Origin of the sequence: Pseudobutyrivibrio ruminis CF1b, assembly GCF_000424005.1 — a bacterium.
In the GTDB taxonomy this organism is placed as follows: domain Bacteria; phylum Bacillota; class Clostridia; order Lachnospirales; family Lachnospiraceae; genus Pseudobutyrivibrio; species Pseudobutyrivibrio ruminis_C.
Genome location: NZ_AUJB01000011.1, coordinates 1 through 17,630, shown reverse-complemented (window position 1 = coordinate 17,630; position 17,630 = coordinate 1). Strand labels below are relative to the sequence as shown.

Genomic DNA, 17,630 nt, shown 5'->3' with positions numbered 1-17,630 from the left:
TGCAATTTTCAATTTATAACTATTTATAATTTCTTCTACGCACTATGTAAGTGACAATCGTAATTATTACAAGTGTTATCAGTGTAATAACTGTAACCGTAACAACTACTCTGCTGATAAGGGATATTCCGCCCTTTTTATTAGGGTCAACTCGCTTTGGAGGTTCTGGGTCTGGAATAGATGTACCAGTTTCACCTTCTCCAGCAAGTGGTGTTTCTCCATCACCAATTGTGGTTATATCAGCGTCACCACCACCTTCACCATTTGTCGCACCACCTGCTGCACCGCCAGCTTCGCCAGTTCCATTTCCTACAGTGCCTGCAATGGTAGTCTGACCGCCTTCTCTACGGTTACTTACAACAGTACGACCTGGTGTAGTACTTTCTCTCACAGTAGTTCCATCATCTACATAATCATATGTATATGTATAGGTAGGATTTCCATAAATATACTTGGTGTTAGTAATCTCCTGATATGTAATCTTCTCTTCAAGTCGAGAATAAGTGAAAATTACTTTATTATCTGTATCAGAATCTGCCAAAACAAAATACTTGGAATTAGCATCTGGAACATATCCTTCTATCTCCTGAGCAGGAACGGTTACCTTTTCATTAACTGCGCCGTACAAAGTATCAGAAGCTTTTGCTCCGGCCACTTCCTTATCCATTGTGTTACCAGTTGAAGTCTTTAATCTGTACTCAACGGTATATGGAACTATTTTACATATCTTATATGCAACCACATATGTCTGGTCGCAGTCCACAGGAATGGTAGTGCCAGTATACTTATCATCGTTGCCACTAACCCTGAGACCATCAAAAACATATTTCTCTTCATTATTATGTGAAGGATCAGGCTTAATAGTAATAGCCGATTCTATCTCAGATACAGTTGCTGCATTTTTCAGTGTGAGCTTACGTCCATCAGCTGAAACATTACCAATGGATGCAGCAGATGAGTTAAACTCGGCAAACTGGTTATTTCCCAATGAAATGTTAACCACATACCCAGATGCATTTACCACCGTATAGCTGGCAAATGATAATGGTATCACAAGGAAAATTGTCAGGCAGAAGCCTAATAATCTTTTTGTTACTTTCATCTTAGGCTTCCCTCCTTTTCTTATTAATACTGATTGCAACAGAATAGAAGATCAGACACATACCAAGGGCAAACATCACGCTGCAGATTGCTGAAGGTAAAATAGAATCTCCTGTAGCTGGACCAGCAAGAGGCACATTGTCATCGTCAATCTCAACTATCTCTGTGCCGTTATCCAGTGTCTTTACTATCTGCTTAACTATTGACTTCTGTTGGCTAACTGAAACCTCCTTTGACATTTCTTGTTGCTTAACAATTGTGGTAGTTCTCTTCTCTACAGCTGAAGATGTAGGTTCAGCCTTAAAGAAGAATTCAAGTGACGCATCCTTGTTTCCATAGCTGTTAAGCTGTGAATCACCATCTAACTGAATTAAGACCTTAACTTTTCCGGAATGAGTTGTTGCAGATTTCTTTCCAACTGTTCCAAGTGAAAAATACAATCCACTATTTCCACTAACCTGCTTAAGACCAACAACTGCTGCACCATCTCCACCTACAGTATTGCTATTGAATAAATCCTTATCATTATTAGTGATTCTATAAGAATATGCTCCGCCGCTGTTACTATCTTCTAATGAATCAAGTACATTGGCATTCATGTAAAAGTCTGCCTCTTCATCAGTGGCATTTACATAAGTGATGGTGTATTCAATCGTATCACCAGGCATAGCATTATCTATCTCCCTATAATCTGAGCTATAGGTAGAAGTAAATACAGGATTCTTATCTTCATCCATTCCTGTATAAGTAACTGTCCATCCCCTTGGAATAGTCTCTGCATTTGCATTAAGTTTCAGACCTGAGATTCCTGCGGTTACAAGAGTAAGAGCAAGAACTATATTAAATATTGTTTTTTTCATATTCTGCTCTCCTCCTATAAGGTCTCCCCATCAATAGATTTAAGGATGTCTCCTTCGAACTTGGCATTGACACCCCAGGCTCCAAGCATTGCCTGTTCTGCTCCGTGAGCCTGAACGGCATCTACTTTCATTTCAACAACAAACTTCTGACCGCCATAGGTTCTGAAGCTTTCGATGATAATACCCTCTTCTGTATCAGTCCTTGTGGTTGTCTGTGTTGCCTTCATTAAATACAAATATTTCTCAATATCTTTTTCAAATGAAACTGACTCTATTACCTGACTGCTTTCACCTTTGTTAATAGGTTTCTTGCAATAGTAAATAACTTCTTCTCCTGATGGCGATGCTACCGCACCCCAATCATCTGTAGCCAGCAATTGAATAACTGATGGATCTATTCGTGTGTCTTTGTTTCCCGAATCATCTATCCAGTACTTTCTTACTACCACTCGAACATACTCTGGAGCTTCTCCTTCAGTAGGTGAGTTATTAAGTACACGAACTCGCTCTGGATATTGATTGCCAGGCTCCATAATCTCTGAACCATCTTTAACTGCATCCAGGGACTTCAGCGCCAGCGCTCCATCTCCATCTACTTTCACGTAATTAGATTCTTCTGAATCAGTGCTTATATCCTCTTGTAGTTCAACCCCAATCTGAACTGTCTTAAACTCAACCTTTTCCCTTGTTGGAGTACCTGCTGCATTTGTAGCACCAAGGAAACTACCTGCCACAAGCAGTGCACCTACACCAAATATGAATAAAGGATTCTTTAAATTAATCTTCATAATTAATTACCTCCTTCATTCTGTGCTGGATCATATGTATTAGTTTCCTGAGCTATCTTGCCTTCCCAATCTCCAGCGCTTCCGTCAGATAAAGGTCTGGCTGCTTCAGCAACTACTATTACATTAAACTTTTCTTCTGCTGAATTACCTGGAGCTATCTTTACATATAAATCCTTTGAGGTTTTCTCAACTTCCAAAATATCGCTGTAATAGTAATAGCCATCATCTTCGTTATAGCTCCATCCGGAATCTGACTTCTCAGTATCAAGTTCCAAAAGATGTGTTCTTCCAGCAATTACTTTTACTCTTACAAACACTGGAAGATCACCAGTATTTTCAACTGAGATAACTTTAGTATTCTCTTCAATACGCTCCTTTGGAATAATCTCTATTCTTCTGTCCTCAAGATAAACTGCGGCTCCACCATTTGTAGAATGTGTATCTGTCAAATAGGCCATCGCTGGCTTTACTGCCACTACGCTCAGCATCAGAAGTGCAGCGGCAATTAATAATGTTTTCTTCTTACTCATTATCGCTGTACCTCCTCTACTACTTCAATCAATCGGTCCAGAATTTTGGTAACCTTATCAAATACATTTGTGATACTTATGCTTCCATAAATATCTTTATAATTATATTTGTTGGTAAACTTAACTTCTGCTGTTTTATCTTCCTCTATAGTTAACAGTACTGATTTATCTTCTCTAACAGTTCCTTCACCATTTAACTCGGCTCTTACAAGATCATAGCCACCACCAGTATGGTTTTCGATAACCTCTACTTCAACTCCTGCTGGAATAACTATCTCATCCACAACCACCTTTGTTCCTGGGTTATCAAATGATATAGGATATACATCGCTGTATTCCTTGTCACCAATCTTGTAATAAACCTCAAAGGTAAATGTAGCTGTGCCGCCTGTCTTATAGTAGCTTGACAACTTCTTAGAGATTTTCAGCTTTCCAGGTTTGAGATTCTTAATGGCTTTTACGTTTTGGCTGTCAGAACTTGTTTTTACTGAAACCTTCTTTGCGTCATCTGTAACTGCCTTAAGAGTCTTATTAGTGGTGCCATCTGCCTTTGCTATTACTTTAAGTTCCCAGACAGCATTCTCTGGCAATATGTATCCATCTGGTGCCTTTGTCTCCTTCAAATAGAAGTACTTTGGAGGCAACTCATGCACGCTACTTGTAAATACTCCAAGTGATAAGCCTTTAAACTTGATGGTACCGTTTGAATCAGAAGTAGCCACCTTACCCTCAACAGGCTTTTCACACTTTTCATCCTTGTAAAGTCTAAACTCTGCTCCTGCAAGTGGAGACATGTCCGACTTAACCTTTAAACCTTCAAACTCGATATCTACTGGCTCATCCTTATTGAAGTTGTAACTAATTCTGCAATTCGAAAGAAACGCACCTCTTTCAAAATAAACAACTGTAAGTACGTGCTCACCAGTGCTCAAATTCCTGATACCAGTTCTAACGTCACTGTCATATAGAGTTTTGTAAATATTTTGATCACCTAAGCTAATGTTCTGATAAACAGTTCCATTTATAGATGATGATAATTTACTAGCACAATCACCCTGAATGAGGATTTCACCTGTTGTAAAATTAATCTGTCCCTTAATAGCATCATGGATACCACCCAAATCTAAAACAAGGGTGTCATCGATGTAAACGAATACATCATCATCACCTGAGAACTTGAAAATAGTATCCTTTCCATTTGAAAGACCGTCACTATTAATTGAGAAATTAATAGGCAACATCATACCAAAATGATCGTCCTGACCAAATGGTCTAAACTGCTTTTCACCGCCAACAGGAACTAATTCATTTTCACTATTTAATTCATATCGATCTAGGCTACTGTCCATAGTCCAATAGCCATCGGTGTCCTTTTTAAACTTTACCTTTGCGTCAGGTATATATTCACTTATATAACTGTATTTAGAATCATCCTTATCGTATTCAGATGCTTTAGGGAATGGCACATTTCCATTTCCATTCTTAACAGAGAACACACCATCAACTAGTTTTTCGTTGGCTAATCCCTGATAAACCTGTACTGGATAGCATTCATTGCTGCCACCGCCGTGTCCACCATTAAAGATAAAGTTGCTTCCTAAGTTATCCGCAAAATTTCTATAATTTACAAATGTAGCCCCTGCTACTGTGGTGGTGCTTTCATCTTCAGCCCACTCAACAGGAATAGCCGTGATTGAAACTACAATATCATTTACTACAGGCTTTTCACCTTCTCCCATTCTATTTAATTCAAGAGATAATGATACTTTCTGCTGATACTTTTCTGTTGCAGGGAAAGTTTTATATACTTCCTGTGTTTCAGCATTAGCCTGGTAAACAGCTGCTATATAGTAATTTTCCGGAGCTTCAAATTCAAAATCAAAATTCGGGCTATTTTCTCCACCATAAACAAAGAATCTGTTCTCAGTTTTAGGCGCAATTAGAGCAATACCATTACCCGAATTATAGTTATAAAGTCTTACAGCGTATCTGTCAGGACTAAATAATTCAGTGGCTGTACGTTCTCCAGTAAAATGCTTATTGTTTGGTGTAGTGCCCTTACCATATTCATCATCATAAAGCACGTTATCTGTTGGTTCCAATTCTTCACTTAAAACAGTAAAGAACATATATGGAGAAAACTCAGATGAACTAAAATAAATGATTCCGTCTTCTGTTATTCCAAAGGAAACATCAGAAGCGTTATTATTCTCATCGAAATGAGCTATCTTCTCTGGAGCAAATTCCAAATCAGCTATACCAATCTTTACAGCTTTGTTTGGTTTGATAACAGTGCCTTCATATGTAAACTCTAAATCAAGTACTACATATTTATCTACGCCACTGATACCATAGGCTGATTTGACAGCATCTTCAGCACCATCAAGTGTGATGATCTTTGCTGAAAACTTTACTTTTGAAACGTCTATACCTTCACCAAAAGCATCCTCTGGAACCTGAGCTGAAGCCAAAAAACCCTCACAGTCAGCCTGTATATCTACAGTCTTTGTTTCTTCTTCAAGGTTTTCAAGTTCTCTTTTATAGCCACAGTCAAGACATACTATTCCAGATTCATCGAAATTAGTACATTTTACAGGGGCCTGTCCTAAATCATAGTGATACTCCTTGTTATCGTTTTTATAGATAACTCTATAATGAGTACCATCCCAGTTAGACATCCAACCTTCATAAAATCCATCTCTTAATGTTATTCCATCTTCCTCATAAGGACTTTCTAAATCCTTATTATGTTCTTCAGGATCTCTTTCAGGCTTCTCTGTAGGTGTGTCGCCACTTGTTGGCACACCTTCGTCCTCTATTTTCTTGCCGGTCTCATCTCCCGGATCCTGTCCGTCAGAACTTCCACCAGTTCCTTCTGCAGGCTGCCCGGCATCATTTCCACCAGAATTTCCATCAGCCCCTTCTCCTGCAGGCTGATCGTCTTTCTTTCCGTCATTTTCATTATTCTGCTGACCATCATCTGATTGACCATCAATTTTCTGTCCTACGCCAGGTTCCCCTTGCGTAGGATTATCATTCTGTGGAGCATTTTCATTCTCCTCAGTAATTACTGGTGGCAAATCAGTACCATCACCATCAGCGTACACGCCAATAGAAGATGCCATAACCAGCATAAAAACTAACACCAGGGATAATAGTCTACCTTTGTAAAAATTCCTCATTGCCTCACTCCCTCTAACGTAAAACCCCTCACAATAAATGTGAATTACAATAAAAAACGAAAGACATATGCATGCCCCCAAATGTTATGCTAAATCACTTATGAATCGAAAGATAGAGGTATGGCAAATAAAACTATTTTTTGGCAAAAAATAATACCCAGAGCAGTTGTCTGAGTATTACAAGTTATCCGATATATTATTATGACTATTTTTATATAACCATGGAATCGAATTGTCCTAATGGTTAATTAAATCCTACTACACGCTGTGCAATCTTGTATGCTGTGATGGAAATGGCTCTTCCACCATGGCCTGGCAAGTTAGTAGTAGCACACATAAAACCATAGCGAAGCTTACGATAGAGATAATAATCGTAAGACTTAATGTATTTCCATAAATCATGTCTCTTCTGCTGATGTTCCTTTGTGCCACTCTTCATAAGAAGTACTGTGGAAATAACAGTAATCATCTCCAGATAATTGAACATGTACTTTTTAACATGTGAATTATTAATATTCTTGTAATCATAAGCCTCAAGCATAAGCTTGTTAACTCTGATCTGCTGATCGATACGGGAAATCATAACCTTTTCATTTACTGACTGGTCATCTCTTCCAATGAAGTAACGATAGAAATCTACATCAAGGTAGTACATTGTCTTTACATATGGAAGTGGATAATAAACATAGAGATTATCCACATAGAATGTGTGCTTTGGAAGCTCCATTCCACAATCTCTCAAAAGCTTTGTACGGTAAATAACTGAATGCATGAGAATATACTGGCCCTTTCTGAAGTGACCTGTCTCGTCCCATGTAAAATACTTATTCTTAGGAAGGTTCGAATAAGACATAACCTTCTTGTGGCTGGCGCCTTCTTTGTCATATACAAAATTAGAAATAAGCATGTCCAGGTTCTTGCCATTTTCAATTGACTGTCTAAGGACCTTTAACACCTTATCATAAGCTTCTAAATCAACCCAATCATCAGAATCTACTACCTTAAAGAAAAGACCTGTAGCATTCTTAAGACCAGTGTTTACAGCCTGACCATGGCCACCATTTTCCTGATGAACAGCCTTTACGATAGTAGGATGCTCTGCCGCAAGACGGTCTGCTATCTCTCCGGTATTATCCTTCTGGCTGCCGTCATCTACAATTATAATCTCTACATCTTCTCCACCATGAAGAAGTGTCTGAACACAATGTTCCATATATGCTGCCGAATTATAGCAAGGTACAGCAAATGATAGTAATTTCATAATTATTTATCTCCTATTGGCATAAAAATAAAACCAATTTATTTTAACAAAATATATATTTATATTCAACATTGCGCCCCTCTTTTTGTTATATTATAGATTGCAATTTCAATTATATCTGTGTATAATAACTTTTCGTGCATGATAAATGAAATATCAGGGGAAATGAGAATGACAAAAGAAATCTATGGATATATCTATGATCTTCCAATGGGATGTATCACAGAATCAGACATATATACAAGTACAGGGGCGCTCTTATGCCCTAAAATGACAATAATGGATAAGGGGATGATTGAATCCCTTTCTCACTATCGCGGCAAAATTCACGCCGTTGTTTCCTTTGAAGGTTTTGATGAAGAAGAATATGAAGAGGAAGTGGATGATGAATTCCTTCCTGAGGAGGATGCATCACTTGTGTTTGAAGAAACATTCAAACAGTTCGTAGCTGAATCCCTTCACACCCTCTACTCTAACCTTGAGGATACAGACAGCCTTATTTCAGGTGTTTCTGAAATTGGCCACAAGGTATGTGAAATAATAGATGATGCCAAGGAATTAAGTATAAATCTTTCAAAGCTTAAGGTTTGTGATGAATATACTTACAAACACTCAGTAGATGTAGGTACTATGGCAGCCATCGTAGCCAAAGCATTAGGTGAATCAAAGGAGTTTGTAAGAGATATTGCAGTGGCTGGTCTTCTTCACGATATAGGCAAGGAAAGAATACCCACTGAGATAATCAATAAGCCTGCAAAACTTACTTCTGAAGAATTCATGACCATGAAAAAGCATCCGGTACATGGTTATCATATACTCATGGATTCAAAGAATATTACAGAAGAAATGCGAAAGGGTATCCTCAATCATCACGAGAATATAGATGGCTCAGGTTATCCAAGAGGGCTTAAGGGTGATGAAATTGGCAAAATGGCCCAGATTATCTCTATAGTGGACGTGTACGATGCACTTGTTACAGAGCGTTCTTATAAAGCAGCTAAAACACCTGCACAGGCCATTGAAATTATGTTCACCATGAGCAACAAATTCAATATGGAATATTTCAAGGCGTTTTTATCTGTTGTAAATGTATATCCAAACGGTTCCACAGTTAATCTGAGCACCGGTGATAAGGCCATTGTATTAAGCCAAAACCGAGCTTATCCACTGAGACCTATTGTTAAAACTCTCATAGAGAAAAAAATAATCGATTTGGCTACAAATCATTCATATCTTGCAACAGTTATTACTGCATAAAAAATGAGGACGGGAAATCAATTCCCGTCCTCTTGTTATTTCTATTCAGTCTCTACAGTTGGTTCTACTTCCTTCTTTTTCTTGAGGTAAGTCTTGATAGCCTTGAACTCAAGGAATGCAAGGAGGAGGATAAGAACTGCATCTACTGCGTAGAGAATCTTAACCCATGTAGGTGCACCAGTGCTAACCTCTGTATCGTATGCGCGGCTGTTTACAACTGTGTAAAGAATGTTCTTTGAAGCCTGTCTCATAGCGATTAATGAAGTTGCAGATTCCTGATCAGTAACTGTAGACTGTGGAGTCTCATAAGTTGCAAGCATAAGGTCGCAACCGTTTCTAATCATTCTGTCTGAATCCTGGTAACCATAGCCACCGAAGTAATCTGTTTCAGCAAGACCTCTGAATCCCCACTCGTCACGAAGTACTGTGTTAAGAAGTGGTGAGCAAGCCTCTGCTGGAATTGTACCAATGTTGTTGAATGCAACCATTGTTGCAGCTGGGTTAGAGTTCTTAAATGTAATCTCAAATGACTTTAAGTAAATCTCACGGAGAGACTGCTCATTAAGCCATGTGCAAAGGAATCCTGTACGGTTTGTCTCCTGATCATTTGTAGCAAAGTGCTTTACGTAAGAGTATACACCGTGCTCTCTAGCTCCCTGTACAGCGTTTGCACACATCCAACCTGCAAGAACACCATCCTCTGAGTAGTACTCAAAGTTACGTCCTGCAAATGCGCTTCTGTGTGTGTTTGTAGCTGGAGCATACCAACCAGATACATCCATTTCATCAGCCATCTTACCGATTGAATCACCAAATGCGTGAGCTAAATCCTTGTTCCATGTGCAAGCAATCATAACTGCTGCTGGGAAACCGATAGAACCCTGACCTGTAAAGTTGTTGTTGATTGAAGCAGGACCATCACAATCGTATGTCATAACCTTGCCGATCGAATCAACTGCTGAAGTCTCATATCCACCAAGTGCGATAAGAGTGTTCATATCTGCAGCTGTAAGCTCGTCAAGAAGCTCATCCCACTTAGCATCGTCATAATCTACACCACGAAGGTCTGCAAGCTGAACGCCATTGTCAGCACCTGTTGTAGGCATAGCATCTGAATCATTGTTGTAATCTGTTGGATTGTAATTTGTCTCGTTGAAATATGTAGCCTTAAGCTCATCTCCCATCTCAAATGATGTAGGAGCTGCTGTTGCTACGTCGTAGTTAGCAAATCCATCTGCTCTTGAAAGGTACTCGAAGTTCTCGCCCTTTGCAAAATCAAACTGATTTGTTGCTACAACCTGGTCAGACTCTCTCTTGTTTGACTCATCATAAACAACCTTTGAAGCGATTGTCACATCATCAGTTGCAATCTTGTTGTGTGAATCTGTGTTGATAGAGATTTCGTAAGAACCTGCATCAAGTACGTAGCAACCCTCACCATCAACATCGTAAGAAGCCATATCTTCTACTGCAAAAGAGATTGAAACTGTCTCAGAAGCACCTGCCTCAAGAAGTGAAGTCTTCTCAAATGCAATAAGGTTTGCTGCTGACTTCTCAATTCCGCCGTTCTCGTAAGGTGGGTTGTAGTAAACCTGAACTACATCCTTACCAGCAACATCGCCTGTGTTTGTAACTGTAACATCAAATGTAACTGTCTTGCCATCTGATGTAACATCACCCATTTCCTGAGTGAATGTTGTGTAAGAAAGTCCATAACCAAATGGATATACAACTGTGCTGTCATAGTCGAATTCCATGTTGCCAGCCTCTGCCTCAGCGAAAGCTGTCTCATAGAATCTGTAACCAACATAGATGCCCTCTACATAGTTAACGAATGTTGGATAAGACTTGCCGCCCTCAGCGAACATATTCTCATATCCAAACTCAGACATATTTGTGTAATCGAAATCACCAAAGTTGTTTGCTGTTGGTGTTGAAAAAAGGTCAGCTACAAATGTATCTGCAGTCTTTCCTGAAGGATTTACCTTACCCGCAATAATCTCGCCAAGTCCCTCAAAACCTGTCTGACCTGTGCCTGGGCAGTAAAGAACTGACTTAATCTGTGAGTAATCGTTTACAAAGCCAAGCTCCATAGCGTTAGCTGAGTTTACAACTACGATAACCTTATCAAAGTTTGATGTAACTTCATCAAGAAGTGCCTGCTCTCTGTTTGAAAGCTCAAGGTATGACTTAGAAGCATCTAAATCATCTGCATACTCAGAATAGCGAACACCAGTGATACCAAACATTCCTGAACCATCATCATGGAATGTATCCTCACCGTCATATGACATAGGAAGATCAGCACCTTCTCCACCTGAACGAGCGATGAAGAAAATAGCTGTGTCAGAGTAATTCTTAGCATCTGAAATGAGGCTGCCGTACTCTGAAACCTGTGGTTCTGGAATAGTCCAGTCCTGACCCATCATACTAACTGCAGGTCTTGTATCTCTCCAGCCAGTGTAGAAATCTACTAAATCCTGGTTGTACTCGATACCTGCATCAGTAAGACCCTTAAGGAAATCTACTGTAGGATATGCTGTTGAAAGGGCACCTGAACCAGTACCACCATAGATTGGGTTTGTTGAAGACCAACCAAATACATTAACCTTAGTACCTTCTGCAAGTGGAAGTGCCTTGTCATCATTCTTAAGAAGAACTACACCTTCCTCTGCGATTTCTGTACAAAGTTCCTTTGCTTCATTGATTGAAGCCTCTGTAATCTTTCCACCACCCATGGCCATGTTTACCATTGAGTAAAGTGGCGAAAGTAAAATGTTTGAAACTACAAGTACAAGTGTAAGTGCAAAAGCAATCCATGAGCTCTTTCTGATAAGTCCACGAAGTGGCTTCTTCACTTTGAGCACAGCGATAGTAAGAATAATCGCAAGTGCAAGAACTACGCCCAAAATAATGAGCTGAGGCTGGATCTGTTGGAGGACCGCCTTCACGTCCTCTGGATTAATACCTAACATTCTCTCTTCTCCTTCCTTAAATCCGCCTGTTACGGTTACAAGCCTAATGATTTCTACGCTCAGCCGAAGAAGGCTTCGCTTAAGAAATATTAGAGCTTGATACCTACAGGCTCATCTATAAACCAAAAGTTTTTAATACTTTGGATTATCTAGAATTATTCGTGTTTTGGTGTCTCTGGGAAGATGATCTTGTTTACGAAGAAGAAGACCACCATAGAAACGCCTCCGTTAAGTACTGTAGTTCCAATGTTGTATACGAATGGAGCTACAAACTTTCCTGCTACAGCAACCCAGATACAGTTGATTGAGTTAACAATGCAGGTGATTACGATAAAGGCTAAAATGTACCATGCAATCTGTTTACCTGGCTTATCGTGATTTCTGAAAACCACAAGTTTCTGGATTGGGAAGTTGATTACTTCTCCAATAACCATTGCAATCATATAAGCTGTAAAATATGCAAGGCCACCGTGTGCCTGATCGTATCCTAAAATGTTCCACTGGAAGGTCTCACCTGCGATGGTAAGAGGAATTCCAGGCCAGCCGAAAGTCTTGTCTCCCATAAAGGCGAAAGCTGCTGGCAAAAATGTAAGTAGTAAATACTTAAAAACAGTAATCAAATTACTTACGATTACGAATAAGCCACCCTCGCGTACCCACTTTGCGATAGCAGGATGCTTATCTGCAAAATTATTCCAAAAATTCATTTAGCTTCTCCTTAATCTCTCTTCATATTTCTTATTTTCACGGCGGTTTCTAAAGAAGCCTCCGATGACTCCACCAAGTCCGCGGAAGAAATGTCCATTAAATATGGTTACAATGGATTCTGTCATCTCACGAGATACCATTCCGGCAGTCATCTTACTCATTGCTCTAAATGGCATATTGTAGATGAACATGATGTTCAAATCAGGAATTCCCTTCTCATATGACTGGTCAAGCTTCTTCTTGAGAATTCGGTAAACTAAACGCCCAATTCCACTCTTTGCATCCTCCATCTGGCAAAAAGCATCGTTGATATCAAGTGGTCCCACCTTTTCCTCTGGAAGTGGCTGTGCATAAAGCTTCTCGAACTCCTCATAATGAACATTTCTTACTTTTCCTGACTTGTAGCTAGGAAGTGTCTCAATGTCATAAGGCAATTCTGTAATTGTGCCAGCCTGTGTAATAGAACCTGTAAGCTTAATGTCAGCTACGCTTGCACCAACGTAGATCTGATATTCGCCACCCTCGATTTCCCACTTGTTAGAAACAGTTGAGAAATAGCGGAATGTCTTGTCATCAAATGGAATCGCCACTTCTGCTGTTCCACCAGCACTGATCCATACCTTCTTGAAGCCCTTAAGCTCCTTCTTAGGACGGATAAGTCCTGACTCTACCTTACCAATGTAAAGCTGTGCAATTTCTGCACCATCGCGCTTACCTGTGTTTGTAATTGTGAATTTTACACCGTTTTCTGAAACTGTAAGTGCGCTGTATTCGAATGTGGTGTAGCTAAGTCCATATCCAAATGGGAACTGAACTGCAACCTCTGCTGTATCGTAATAACGATATCCGATGAATGGGCCCTCACGGTACTGAAGATTTCTCTTCTCTGTACCTGCATAATTAACTATTGAACAATCCGCATATGCGAATGGATATGACTCGGAAAGCTTTCCTGTTGGAATCTCCTTACCAGTGATGATATCAAGGATGGCGCTTGCCCCAGCCTGTCCTGTAAGATATCCGTGAAGTAGTCCCTGTAATTTGTCGAGCCAAGGCATCTTCACAGATGAACCTGCACTCATAACACCTACGATATGCTTGTTGGCAACTGCAAGGCTTTCAAGCTCCTTTATCTGATACTCAGGAACATCAATTGACATTCTGTCGCCACCCTCTGACTCTGCAATCTCATCAAGTCCGAAGAAGAATAAAACAACATCTGCATCCTGAGGATTCTCAACTACTGTAAGGTCGTAGTTCTTAATCTGCTCTGCGATTGTCTCAACCTTTGTTGAATTAACCTGTGAGCTACCAGAACCCTGATAACGTGGCTTCTCAACAAATGGTCCCTTAAGGCATACTTTTGTACCACCTGCAAGAGGAAGAATATCCTCATCGTTCTTAAGAAGAACTGCTGAATTAACAGTTGCTTTCTTTGCGATAGCGTGATGAGCTTCCTTATCAAATCCCTTTGTGTGGTCGTTATCCTGGAAGTAAAGAGCTGCCTCTACAACAGGAAGAATAGCCTTATCGATTTCTTCCTCTGTGATACGTCCGTCTTCAACAGCAGCTAAAAGCTCTCTTGCTGAATCAAGACCAGGATTTGGCATCTCCACATTTGACTGGCACTTAACACCTGCAACGTGATCGTTACTTGCGCCCCAGTCTGTAACTACGATGCCATCGAAGCCCCACTCATTTCTAAGGATATCCACAAGAAGATGCTCGTTTTCGTTTGCATACTTTCCGTTAACCTCGTTGTAGGCTGACATGATTGCCTTTGCCTTGCCTTCCTTAACAGCAATCTCGAAAGCTGTAAGATAAATCTCACGAAGTGTACGCTCATCAACAACAGCGTTCATTGCCATTCTGCGGTACTCACGAGAATTTACAGCAAAGTGCTTTGGGCAGGAATAAACATGCTGACTCTGAATACCTCTCACGTAAGAAGCTGCCATCTTTCCAGCTAAGATTGGATCCTCACTAAAGTACTCAAAATTACGTCCACATAAAGGAGAGCGCTTCATGTTAAGTCCAGGTCCAAGAAGAACATCTACGTTCTGAGCTACTGCTTCCTCACCAAGAGCTGCTCCGATTTCTTCACCAAGCTGTGGATCCCAGCTGTTTGCTACTGTAGCTGCTGTTGGGAAACATGTAGCTGGAAGTGATGCATTAAGACCAAGGTGATCTCCTGCACCTTCCTGACGTCTCAAACCATGAGGGCCATCAGAAAAAGTAATTGACTGAACCCCTACACGTGGAATATCACGTGACTCCCACTCATTTTTACCGCTAAGTAATGCGGCCTTCTCCATCAATGTAAGCTTTGAAATTATTTCTTTAGCGTCCATAATCTTCCTCCATAAATCGATATCATATATATATCACGGTATATAAAAAACAAGTTGCCCCGAAGGACAACTTGTCAAAAATCACGGACGATTTGCATTTTTAATTTTTATTGGCCAAAAGCACCTTTACCTTGAACCACCCATTTTCGTAGGAACAATTCATTGCTCCGCCGTATTTCTCGGCAACCTGGGAAATAGACTTAAGTCCGAAACCATGCTTAACGTTATCCCCCTTGGTGGTTTTAGGTAGGGAATTACGGCCAAAACGGCGGCGTCTCTTGTTACTTCTAAGCTTTACATTTGAACTATCGGAGATGTTTTCACACTCCACAATAGTAAACTGATTCCTCTTTCTAACTGAAAGAGTGATTAATCTCTTCTCCATATCCTCCACCTGCTGGGTAGCCTCGATGGCATTATCTAGGATATTACCAAAAAGAGAACAAATATCTTTTACGTGAATATCTGCCAGCAAATCACCATCAACCATGGCATTTAAAGTGATATTCTTCTTCTGGCACTGGAGACTCTTGGTAGTAAGAATAACATCCAGTACCTTGTTTCCTGTGTTCATAAAGGATTCCTGAATGGCAATGGCCTGCTCCATATCCTCAAGCACCTCAGCTCTACGGTCAGGGTCATCCTCATTTTTAAGAGCCATAACATAGTGCTTCATGTCATGCATTTCCTTGCGAAGAGCCTCTGAATTATCCACCGCCAGCTTGTACTGCTCATACTGTCTCTGGAAAAGCTGATTGATAGCATTACTTTCATTCTTTAGGGCAAGCTCATTTCGACGACCCATTTCTGTCATCAACATGAGCATGCCACCGAAATCAACAAGTGTTCTTACATAAAGCATGTTTTCAGTAGCTGAAAAGGGTGTCCTTGATGTTACGAAGCTTATGTTTGAAATAATAAAAGCACCAACACCTGTGATAACAACACTGACAAGCTCCTTAGTACTAACATTTAAATTGCGATTTGGTGCAATGTTTCCACGTTCTACATTGAAATAGATGATAAATGTGCACAGATAAACAATAATCATCATGCAAACAGATGCCAATTGGGAATCATTATCTCCTAATTTTACCAGCCATACGTATAGCTGCTTATAAAGACTGGCTGCAAACTCGGCTAATACAAATGCATGAGTTGTAATGACGCCACAATCCTTTGGCTTGATATCTAGAACCAAATATAGTGACAAGTACATCATTCCTACAGCACCAACCATGGAAATAATCCAAAAAGAAAGTGGCAAAATCCCTGCTATAAACTGGAAGAGCACCTGCATTCCCAGTGTACAAACGCACTGTAAAATGAATGTTTTGTCATTATATCTTTTCTTATAGATATTAAAATACACAAAAACCGCCAGCCATTCGGCAATAGCGGTAAATAATCTTGGTGTGTCCTGAATATTTACAGGATTTAGAAATGCTGAAAAGTTCATATTTTATAAAATATCCTCCGTTAAAGCAGCCATAAATTCTTTCTTTTTGGCACGGCTTATTGGCAATGTCTCTCCACTTGTAAGTAAAACTTCCTCTTTTTGAACTGCCTCCACTGAAGAAAGATTTACTACATAGGCATTATGGCACTTGCTAAATCCATGATCAGAAAGCATCTCCTCAAAACGCTTTAAAGGACCTGCTGTAACATAATCCTGATCATTGCAATGAAGAATAACATTATTTCTCTGGCTTTCGATATAGTTGATGCTTTCACAGTCAAGCTTAAGCTGCTTGTCTTCCACAGAAACCTTTATATACACATGCTTTTGCTTTGCCTGTACACGCTGGGTAGCCTTCACAAAAAGCTGCTCAAACTGAGTGTATGGCACCGGCTTTAAAACATATCCCAAAGCATCAACAGCATATCCCTGAACAGCATACTGAACTGTAGATGTAATAAAAATAATGATTACATCTGGATCTATCTGGCGAATCTTCTCTGCAGCTACCATTCCATCCATGTGCCTCATCTGAATATCCAAAAGAATGATATCAAACTGGCCATTGTAGTCATCTACCAAATCAATACCATCTGGAAGATAGGCAATAGAAAACTGCTCGCCATGATCATTTCCATATTTGCTTATGTAATTTTTTAATAGTTTTGCCTGCTCAGCTTCGTCTTCGACAATACATACGTTAATCATGTAATTAAAATAACATAAATATTATTTTTTAATCAAGAATTTCTATACTAGTACATTAAAGATTAGTTTAACCCAGAGGTCTAGTCAGTGAAGGCTAGGCCTCTTTTTATTTGAGCTTTGTTCATTCTATCTGCCAAGAGTCCCAGGCAAGTGCAAGGCCTGGCAGCTCGGCTTCGCCGCCTCTTGACAGCGCCTCTTTTGGCAGATACTAGGCAAACAAGCTCAAAAAAATAGGACTGTGGCGAAGCCCTTTGTCAAAAAGAAAACGAGAATATGCAATTTATAAGAATGGCTCTGACAAAAATTTGCCTGCAAGTTCCTTATTTTGTCACTGGACAACGAAGGTATGCGACTTACAGAACGCTTCCTGACAAAAAATGACTATTATTAAAGTTTTTTGTCAAAGGCTAACGAAAGAATAAGCTTTATCAATTGTTTTATGACAAAATG

At 39.8% G+C, this 17,630-nt stretch carries 12 protein-coding genes; 1 reads left to right on the top strand and 11 read right to left on the bottom strand.

Annotation, left to right across the window (positions count from 1 at the left end):
- Nucleotides 1–19: 19 nt before the first annotated feature.
- The 6 genes from G592_RS0109845 to G592_RS0109820 all read right to left on the bottom strand — a co-directional run bounded on the left by G592_RS0109845 (nucleotide 20) and on the right by G592_RS0109820 (nucleotide 7,722).
- On the bottom strand, nucleotides 20–1,102 hold the full coding sequence (locus G592_RS0109845; RefSeq protein WP_028247676.1) for a hypothetical protein: 1,083 nt from the start codon (nucleotides 1,100–1,102) through the stop codon (nucleotides 20–22).
- Between the two features lies 1 nt (nucleotide 1,103).
- Nucleotides 1,104–1,961 carry a hypothetical protein gene (locus G592_RS0109840; RefSeq protein ID WP_028247675.1) on the bottom strand — a complete coding sequence of 286 codons (858 nt, stop codon included), beginning with the start codon at nucleotides 1,959–1,961 and terminating at the stop codon, nucleotides 1,104–1,106.
- 14 nt (nucleotides 1,962–1,975) lie between these two features.
- Entirely contained in the window at nucleotides 1,976–2,749 is a 774-nt protein-coding gene (locus tag G592_RS0109835) for a hypothetical protein (protein ID WP_028247674.1), read from the bottom strand.
- 2 nt (nucleotides 2,750–2,751) lie between these two features.
- Entirely contained in the window at nucleotides 2,752–3,279 is a 528-nt protein-coding gene (locus tag G592_RS16195; RefSeq protein WP_051194861.1) for a hypothetical protein, read from the bottom strand.
- Complete coding sequence (locus G592_RS0109825) at nucleotides 3,279–6,461, bottom strand: SpaA isopeptide-forming pilin-related protein (RefSeq protein WP_155942189.1); 3,183 nt, start codon at nucleotides 6,459–6,461, stop codon at nucleotides 3,279–3,281. The genes G592_RS16195 and G592_RS0109825 overlap by 1 nt, the downstream gene beginning before the upstream one ends.
- A gap of 244 nt (nucleotides 6,462–6,705) precedes the next feature.
- Entirely contained in the window at nucleotides 6,706–7,722 is a 1,017-nt protein-coding gene (locus G592_RS0109820) for a glycosyltransferase family 2 protein (RefSeq protein WP_028247672.1), read from the bottom strand.
- 171 nt (nucleotides 7,723–7,893) lie between these two features.
- Between G592_RS0109820 and G592_RS16190 the strand changes: the two genes are divergently transcribed.
- The gene (locus tag G592_RS16190; protein WP_051194860.1) at nucleotides 7,894–8,979 is read left to right on the top strand and encodes an HD-GYP domain-containing protein; all 1,086 of its coding nucleotides are present in this window, start codon (nucleotides 7,894–7,896) and stop codon (nucleotides 8,977–8,979) included.
- 41 nt (nucleotides 8,980–9,020) lie between these two features.
- Here G592_RS16190 and G592_RS0109810 read toward each other — a convergent pair whose 3' ends face one another.
- From G592_RS0109810 to G592_RS0109790, 5 genes are all read right to left on the bottom strand, one after another.
- Nucleotides 9,021–11,954 carry a glycoside hydrolase family 3 protein gene (locus G592_RS0109810; RefSeq protein ID WP_028247671.1) on the bottom strand — a complete coding sequence of 978 codons (2,934 nt, stop codon included), beginning with the start codon at nucleotides 11,952–11,954 and terminating at the stop codon, nucleotides 9,021–9,023.
- A 155-nt stretch (nucleotides 11,955–12,109) separates the two neighbouring features.
- The gene (locus G592_RS0109805; protein WP_028247670.1) at nucleotides 12,110–12,661 is read right to left on the bottom strand and encodes a GtrA family protein; all 552 of its coding nucleotides are present in this window, start codon (nucleotides 12,659–12,661) and stop codon (nucleotides 12,110–12,112) included.
- Nucleotides 12,662–15,013 (bottom strand): glycoside hydrolase family 3 C-terminal domain-containing protein, encoded by a 2,352-nt coding sequence (locus tag G592_RS0109800; RefSeq protein WP_028247669.1) that lies wholly within the window; start codon nucleotides 15,011–15,013, stop codon nucleotides 12,662–12,664.
- A 100-nt stretch (nucleotides 15,014–15,113) separates the two neighbouring features.
- On the bottom strand, nucleotides 15,114–16,472 hold the full coding sequence (locus tag G592_RS0109795) for an ATP-binding protein (protein ID WP_028247668.1): 1,359 nt from the start codon (nucleotides 16,470–16,472) through the stop codon (nucleotides 15,114–15,116).
- 3 nt (nucleotides 16,473–16,475) lie between these two features.
- Nucleotides 16,476–17,180, bottom strand: a complete 705-nt coding sequence (locus G592_RS0109790; RefSeq protein WP_028247667.1) for a LytR/AlgR family response regulator transcription factor — start codon at nucleotides 17,178–17,180, stop codon at nucleotides 16,476–16,478.
- Nucleotides 17,181–17,630 lie beyond the last annotated feature (450 nt).